Origin of the sequence: Mesorhizobium sp. M5C.F.Ca.IN.020.32.2.1 (genome assembly GCF_004023105.1) — a bacterium.
Classification (GTDB): Bacteria; Pseudomonadota; Alphaproteobacteria; order Rhizobiales; family Rhizobiaceae; genus Mesorhizobium; species Mesorhizobium wenxiniae.
On record NZ_RZSX01000250.1, the window covers coordinates 1 to 7,468 of the forward strand.

The window sequence follows — 7,468 nt, forward strand, 5'->3', positions numbered from 1 at the left end:
ACAGATACTTAGGTGCCGGTCGTTGGGCGACGAAGCGACTGCTTGGATTTCTCTCGATTCCGGCTACATTGCCCATTCATCTTTCCAAATGTTGCTAAACGTTCTCGGCGACAGGGGAGCTGCGCCGATGCCGGACAATCGGAGTGATGGTAGCGCGTTTGCCCACGCAAGATTCTGTTACGACAGAGCACTCCTAACCGCAGCAAAGTCGGGCCTAACGACAGCCGTCCAGCGGTATTTCCAGGGGGATCGAGCCGGTCTAGAAGGCCTCTTCCGGTATGCACCCCTCCGCTCATCTTGGGACCGCCTCATTCTTGAGGCCGGTCTGTTTTCAATGCCTCTTTGGAATTGCTTACTGAAGCGAACCGTTGATGCCGTCGAGCCGGGAAAACAACCAGGCATGGCACCGCGCCGGAAGGCCGGAGAACAATGAGCGAACTTGATCGTATCAGGACAACGCTTCGGACAAGTCAACAAGCCACTTTCCCGCGTCAGATGCAGGCATTCGGACTGGATCTGGTCGTACAGGAAGGGGTTTTTCCTCCAGAGCACTTCCAGAGTTGGCGTTGGATTAGCGAGAATTTTCCCCCATTCGACGGAAAGACCGTCTTAGAAATCGGCTGCGGTTTCGGTCTTCCCGGCCTTCTGTTGGCAAAGACTGGCGCGCTGTCGTTGCTGACTTGTGACATCAATCCGAGGGCCGTCGCGAACACGTTGGAGAATGCTGCAAGAAACGGAATTAGTAACGTCGAGGTCATCGCAAGCGATATATTTAACAATGTTCCACCTGGCAGAAGGTTCGACATCATATTTTGGAACTACCCGTCGAGCTACGCTCCAGAAGATTACGAGTTTGTCCACGACCTCGAAGGTGGTGCGATCGATCCAGGGTACAACTTGCTCGAGAGATTTCTTTCAGATGGCCCAAGGTTCCTTACGGAATCAGGTCGTATCGTTCTTGGGTTCGGCACTAATGCCCGTGACGACCTTCTTGAAAAGATTGCGGGTTCAAATGATCTCACATCTGTGCTTCTGCGAGCCGGGACCTATCCCGACGTCAACGTAACTTACAGGCTGTTCTCAATATCAAAGAAGGCCACAAGCGCATGATGCCCGAGCTGATGCGCATTGCGTTGGTCGCCATTTCGCGCAATCGGAGCAAAGATAGCTGGGTAGCGGGCAGTAGCGTCCTTTCGCAGTTCATCCAGCGTGCGCCGAACGACATTGACATTCATCATGTCAATTTGGCCGCATTCAATCAGGCTGTGGATAAGGATACCAGGGCTCTGGCGGACGCGGGGTTCTCCATTGCCACATCGCGACCTGCCGACGCGGAGCTGGAGATCGTATTCTTGAGATCGAACGGGACCCTGGCGATAAATTGGGTTCTCGAACAGGAACGACCGACGGCGTTAATCAACGATCCGCTTTTTGGGACAAGGGCGAGTTTCGCGGACGTCATCGCGCGAAAGGTCGAGATGCACCTGGAGAACCACCATTCGAAGCACAGGGATGATCTCCTTGCACTCCTGGAGCATTCCGCCTCAATCTCGGCCGAAATGAGTCTGGACCAATTGGTTGGTAGCATCTCCGCGCTAGACCTCGCGAAATACGTCAATACCAACCTTCGTGGCAGCACGCGATAGATGTCAGCCCCCAATCTCCCAGGAATTCCCGAACACCGTGGCAAACGTAGAAGTGGACATGGAAGAAGCTCGACCTGGTCCACCGATCTGTCGACCGGCAAAAGGAGCCGCTGACTTGCTGTCGGTGAAGAAGGAAGCTAGGATCTTGCCTGCCTTCCTGCGTCCCACGCTGCTGCGGCCGACCCATGCCCTCTCGAGGCCCTCCAGCGCCACTCAGTCGGCGAGCGCGCCGTCGAACCTTGCGCATGGACCGCCTAGGTCACGGAGTCGACCTGGTGCTGCAGCCTTGCCCAACGACGAGGAACCTGCCTTGTCCTCCGGTTTGATCCCGGTGTAGTAGTTCGTCAGCTTCTCAATTGTTGAAGCTTCCCCTATGATCACCAAACACCCCCGCGCCGTGGCAAGAGGGTTGCTCGGTGAGTTCGTCGTTTCCATGTAACAAGCACGCAGTACGCACAGTCGAAAGTGCGGTTCAAGTTTATCGCTTCAATGGCTCGTGCACGCGAGCACGCGCGACGAAGACCGAGGTGGGATCCGGAAATAACCTCGGAACTGCCCGAATTGGCCTTGGTGGGGATTCAGACTTCCGCCATCTGCAGACACTGGCAAAGATATTCGCTCAGCAACACCAGAGGCGGCACGTGCATCGCCGACCCGGCCTGTGGCCAAGCCTCAGCCGAGGTAAACAATACCACCTCGTCCGCAGTCCGGGCGATCGGGCAGTCAACGCGGGTCGTAATGGCAATCGTGTATGCTCCGGTTTCGCGCGCAATAGCCAGAAAATCCTTGGTTTCCACAGTGTGGCCACGCGACGAAATGCCAATGGCGAGGCTCAACGAGCCAAGCCCTCGCGCGAGAGCGTGAGACACGGTGGCGGACCCCGAGCAATGTGCGGGGAAACCTAGGCAGATCAGTCGCATGGCCAGAATATCAGCGCAGACGGATGACGGCCCCGTGCCGAACAGTTCGACGCGTCGGGCCGCTCGGATGCGGTTGGCAAACCCACTAATTTGAAGGTCGTCAAAACCACGAGCGGACACGGAAATTGAGTTTTGTAAAGCAGAACTGAGGATGGCGATCCGAGGAGCTGTGTCTACAGCTTCTGATGGCGCGCGTTCAGCCAGTTCGCCGCTCAACTTCCGCCGCTCAATTTCGCCGCTGAGCGCAATCTTAAACTCGCGAAATCCCGAGAGTCCCAAGGTTCGGCAAAATCTTACAATTGAAGCAGAACCGGTAGCGGTGTTGCGCGCAAGGTCGGCAATGGACAGCGCCAGAACAGCCTCGGGGTCTTGTGCAACATACAGAGCTATACGTGCGAGCGCATTCGGAGCCGTGTTAATTGCATCATAGATGATGTCTAGCAGCAATTTCTGTGTATGTCGGGGCTTCCGCATGTGTCTTAGTGTTCGTTCCAAGCTGGCAGTCGACCCGCGAAGGCCTAGCAAAGCCCTGCATATTCGAGTCTCGATGACGGTTCACTGACGCAGATCATAGACAAGGTCGATATCGGATTCCGGCTGCCGCTCCGTTCGCGCCCATGTCTCGGCAGTCGGGGCAATGGACGCGAGGGCATGCGCTCGGCCGCTCGCGAGGCGGTCTTGCGAGTGGCCTCGTTTAACGACGTCTCCTGGCCCGATGCTGTCAATGGAGCTTACTTTACTGGCTGCGCATGCGCCGCGCAAACCGTGGTGTCCTCGTCGTCAGGGCAGTGGGGACGACTGCACGGCAACGCAAGCGGTGCCGTCTGGGAAAATATATTCATTAGTATATTGGCGACATAACCAATCTTACTTGCGTTCTTCTATGATTAGGTTCATCGTCCGATCGAAACCGGGGGCATGACAAGGTGACTACATCTCTAGGGAACGCCGACGTGGCGTTTGGTAAATAGCTCATCTCAGCAAGTTGGCCACGAGCTTGCCGATGCCACCCGTACTAGCGGTTCGTCTCGCGGCTAGCGCATGCGACGGGCTTTACTTCTCTGGTACGGCAACAGAGGGCGCGACTGCTTGGGGTCAAGCTGGTCAGGAACTTGTCCTGTCGCGCATTGGCTCCGGCTGTTTAAAAAAGCCGCTGCAACAGTGAGGAAACCACAATGTTTCACCCGCTTCCAGAAGAGCTGCGCGATATCGCGGGTCAACCCTTTCCACTTTATCCCTGCTCGAATGAATCTTGGTCAATCAAGCCGACGGCCGGCCGCTCAAGCTCGCGGGTTATGATATGTTCCATTCCGAAGGCGGGCACCCACCTATATGCCCGTCTGCTTGGACTGCTCGGGCTTGTACAGTCCGATGTGTTCTTTAATAAAGACTATCTTGGAGACTTCCGCTTTGTGGATGTCGAGCGAGCTCGCTTCACTCATTCCGAAAATATTCTATGGATACCGATCGAGATATCCTCGCGCTTTATTCAGCCCGGTCAGTTTGGCTATGGGCATCTACCGTGCGACATCGGCACTCGCCATTGTTTAGCGGATTTCAAGATCGTCTTTCTTTCGCGCGAAATGCGTGCGGCAATTGTGTCGCAGATGCGATATGTAGGTGACAGCGATTGGTGCCCGCCTGAGAGGGCTGAGATTACGTGGCGCAATGAGCCGGACGGACCTGACAAAATGCTGAAGTACTTCGATGAGATCGCGCCTTTCATTTTCAATGATCGCTGCCATCCAGTGGCACCGTGGGCGGATCAGGAGAATGTTCTTGGATTGAGCTATGAGCAGATCATAGGCGACCAAGGACGCGAAGTTCAGTTCGAGACCATTCGCAGAATTGTAGAGTTTTGCGAGATCGAGCGGCCGCCGCAGCCTGAGCTGATCTTAAACCAGCTAATCGGACAGCAGACCTTCACCCTGTCCAGCGGGCGAACTTCGTGGGAGGCTTGCTGGAATGCCGAGATCGAGGCGCGGTTTACCGCGCTGGGAGGGACGAGACTCAACGAGCGATTCGGATTTGGTTCGAGATAGATTTCAGGCTGTCGCAGAGCCCGGCGATGGCAGGTACGCTCGGAGCCGCTCGCCGGACGTTTATGCGAGCGATATTCTGGAAAGGCGCGCTGACCACTGCCCACCTGCCGCCCGCGCAATCACTTCCTGAAGTGCCGACATCGCGATTGGCGCGGGGCTTGCAAGGACCCTTGGTGCAACGTTCGACCGGAGCGCAGCGACGGGAGATGCCCGGGAGGGAGGAACCTGCCTCGATCCGGTTAGGAGACAAGAATTGTTGAATATAATCCCGCACACCGCAGCGCGAGTCCCGCGCGCCCTAAGCCCTCTTATCCCAGCTTTACGTGCAGGTGTTTGCTGCAGTCACGCTCAGCCATCGCACTCGGCCGCCTGAAGTCGCTCGGCGAACGGCGACCGCGGGGGCAGTTCGCACGCACACAGCGCCGCTCACGGATGGGTCGGCTGTTGGGCCCAGCCATCCCACCGCATCTCTTCGAATAGCACGAGCCCCTTGACCTCCCGTCATCCGCGAACAGCGGGTGAGCATTAAAGCGGTGCCCCCTTTGACGTCAAAAGGCCAGCCGTTGCCGCCCTGCCGTTCACTGTTAATTGGAGCCTAACCATGCCTTACGCCAAAAGCCGGCCTTATCGCTCTTTCAGCCCTAGCCCTGCTTTTTTTCGGGCTGGCGACGCAATATGGTCCAGTTGCCAAAGACTACGTGCGCCAGCATGAAAACCATAGCCGGCTCGTCGCGTTTTGGCGGAAGCTCATTCCAGAGCGGCGCGACGCACTCTTAACGACGCCGCTGCGCCAACTGCTGGCAACCCGAATGGCGACGTCCCTCTCGTCTTATTTTTGGACTACAACTGCCCGCGGTGCCGGGCGGAAGACCGTACAATCCAGCAAGCCCTCAAGCATGATCCCATGCTGAAGGTTGTCTACAAACATTGTCCGGGCAAGAGACCGGGTTCCAAATTTGCCGCACTGGCGGCGCTCGCCTCCAGCAAACAGGGAAAATATGAGGCGTTCCATCACGCCCTTATGGCTGCTCGCGGCCAGCTCAGCCAATTCGATATCTTGACTATCGCACGACACGTTGGCCTCGAGGTTGAGCAGCTCAAGCGGGACATGGAAGACCGCGCCATCGAAAACGTCCTCGAGCGCAATTGCGCGCTCGCCAAGGAGCTGTACATCAACGTCACGCCGGCGTTGGTTCTCGGCGACGAAGTGATTTCAGGTGTGCTCAAGATTCACACGCTGGAACGCTTCATCGCCAAAGAGCGGGAAGAAGCTAAGCGTCGTGCCGGATCACAACTTCGGCATTTTGACAGCGTGGCGGCCGGTGCGATCCCGTTCTTTGGCCACGAGTGCCGCTTCTCGCGCCGGGCCAAATCTCTTATATGGCCCGGCAACGCGGTGCTAGCGTGCAAAGTCCTGCATTCAGCTCGCTTTCCTCAACTTGGCCGAACGCGATCGCACAGCTCGGGATCTATTCAGCCGGTCCTGGTGTTTCCGTTCCGCCATCGGCGTCTTTCACCGAAGCCTCGCCAGAAGATAGGCGGGAGGCGCGCCGACGCCTGCTTCAGATCGCGGCCGGCGCGACGATGATCGTCATGGGCTCTCGCCCCCCTGGGGTGATCGTACAAGTCCCGATTGTCAGAAGAATCTGTTGACGTGGACGCCTCGGCGCCAAGCTCGCGCCACCTGTCGACAGCGCGGCCCTTGGCGTGTTGGATAAAGCCGCAAAGCGGTTGCAAGAAATCCCGTTCGGATTGACGAAAATGACGGTGGCCGCACCCATGCACCTCGATCATGCCATTCAAGGCCGAGGCTCTGGTCGAGGTCACCTCATTGAGGATGACGGCGGCCGGAATTGCCTGGATCAAGCAGCCAATCGTGGTGCGCGACACCTCATTTATTGAATTGAGGGTGGCGCCGGCGTTCCGGCATTGAAGTCCTGATATCAATTGTGCGACAGGCTGCCTCATCGAACCGCTGGCGGAGGCAAGCGTGGGCTGCAGCACCAGATCACAGGCATGCCGCCAGCGAGGCCATCCCATGTGCTTAATGGCCATGCCGCCAAGATCGAATTCGCTACCCGCATGAAACCTCGGTGTGGTGGAGGTGTTGAGAGGCACCTGCGCCAGGCTGGCGAACGGTTAGAAGCGGGCAAAACCCGTAGCTCAGCTCATAGCCCGCCTAAACAAAGGCGGGCATCTTAGAAGGCCGCAGTCCTTCGGACTTAGGTCCAAAAGAGCGGCCCAGGTGATTTCGCAAGCCGGGCGGGGGTTTGCGCCGTTCGCATCAAGAGCTGTCCGCCCGGCCAATTCTGTCCCTTACATAAACCTGACAATCAGCCGCAAACGGTATACCAGCTGTCGAATCGGCCATTGTTTGGAACCGCACACAGAGCGCCGTAACAAACCTTCTCACCCTTGAAGTAGGCCAGGAACTGCAGTAAATGCGATATTTCGCGCTGTTCATCTTCGTCCCGGATAAGCTCCGGACCGCCCTGCGACTTCAGTGCCAGCTCGATCAACTCGATCGCCCGATCTTTGTTGCCGCTCTCGTGATAGTACAGGGCTGCCAAACGATAAGGCAGGAGCTTACGTTTGTCGCTTTCCGGGGGATTCAGTGCCAGGATGTGTTCGGACAGCTGTTTTCCCATCGCCAAGCGCTCAGCAGACGGAAAGTGCGAATGGTCAAGGTTCGGAAAGAAGAGCTCGTCTAACGCCGCAACCATCCAATTCTCGGAGTTTCTGTTGATCGCGTCGCGAACGAATTGGCGCATGACGGGCAAGCCGACCTGCATGTCCTTCATTTTGTGAAGCAACAGATTCACATGAGAACGGCGGAAACCGAGGTTGTCCGGCATCAAGG

The 7,468-nt window shown here is 57.0% G+C and carries 6 protein-coding genes and 1 pseudogene; 5 read left to right on the plus strand and 2 right to left on the minus strand.

Translation table 11 applies throughout. The features are described 5' to 3' along the window. The first annotated feature begins 429 nt into the window (after positions 1-429). Together EOA86_RS14620 and EOA86_RS14625 are read left to right on the plus strand one after the other, a co-directional pair. Positions 430-1,110 carry a methyltransferase gene (locus EOA86_RS14620; RefSeq protein ID WP_029354798.1) on the plus strand — a complete coding sequence of 227 codons (681 nt, stop codon included), beginning with the start codon at positions 430-432 and terminating at the stop codon, positions 1,108-1,110. Further along, complete coding sequence (locus EOA86_RS14625; RefSeq protein WP_051695334.1) at positions 1,107-1,646, plus strand: hypothetical protein; 540 nt, start codon at positions 1,107-1,109, stop codon at positions 1,644-1,646. The genes EOA86_RS14620 and EOA86_RS14625 overlap by 4 nt, the downstream gene beginning before the upstream one ends. Positions 1,647-2,224: 578 nt before the next feature. On the opposite strand, the gene EOA86_RS14630 is transcribed toward EOA86_RS14625, so the two are convergent. After that, positions 2,225-3,013, minus strand: a complete 789-nt coding sequence (locus EOA86_RS14630) for a MurR/RpiR family transcriptional regulator (RefSeq protein ID WP_164891752.1) — start codon at positions 3,011-3,013, stop codon at positions 2,225-2,227. 728 nt (positions 3,014-3,741) lie between these two features. Here EOA86_RS14630 and EOA86_RS14635 point away from each other — a divergent pair. From EOA86_RS14635 to EOA86_RS38625, 3 genes are all read left to right on the plus strand, one after another. Continuing rightward, on the plus strand, positions 3,742-4,608 hold the full coding sequence (locus EOA86_RS14635; protein WP_126038507.1) for a sulfotransferase domain-containing protein: 867 nt from the start codon (positions 3,742-3,744) through the stop codon (positions 4,606-4,608). An 835-nt stretch (positions 4,609-5,443) separates the two neighbouring features. After that, positions 5,444-6,196: a DsbA family protein gene (locus tag EOA86_RS14640; protein WP_245455205.1), complete on the plus strand. Its 753-nt coding sequence runs from the start codon at positions 5,444-5,446 to the stop codon at positions 6,194-6,196. Between the two features lie 204 nt (positions 6,197-6,400). Continuing rightward, positions 6,401-6,541, plus strand: coding sequence for a hypothetical protein (locus tag EOA86_RS38625; RefSeq protein ID WP_164783577.1), 141 nt, complete (start codon positions 6,401-6,403; stop codon positions 6,539-6,541). 400 nt (positions 6,542-6,941) lie between these two features. Here EOA86_RS38625 and EOA86_RS40275 read toward each other — a convergent pair. Beyond that, positions 6,942-7,468: pseudogene (locus EOA86_RS40275) on the minus strand (TlpA family protein disulfide reductase); the annotation flags it as partial.

Bases quoted from the DNA above. Each gene is read 5' to 3' on its own strand.
- EOA86_RS14620 (WP_029354798.1), top strand. From the start codon at position 430: ATGAGCGAACTTGATCGTATCAGGACAACGCTTCGGACAAGTCAACAA.
- EOA86_RS14625 (WP_051695334.1), top strand. From the start codon at position 1,107: ATGATGCCCGAGCTGATGCGCATTGCGTTGGTCGCCATTTCGCGCAAT.
- EOA86_RS14635 (WP_126038507.1), top strand. From the start codon at position 3,742: ATGTTTCACCCGCTTCCAGAAGAGCTGCGCGATATCGCGGGTCAACCC.
- EOA86_RS38625 (WP_164783577.1), top strand. From the start codon at position 6,401: ATGCCATTCAAGGCCGAGGCTCTGGTCGAGGTCACCTCATTGAGGATG.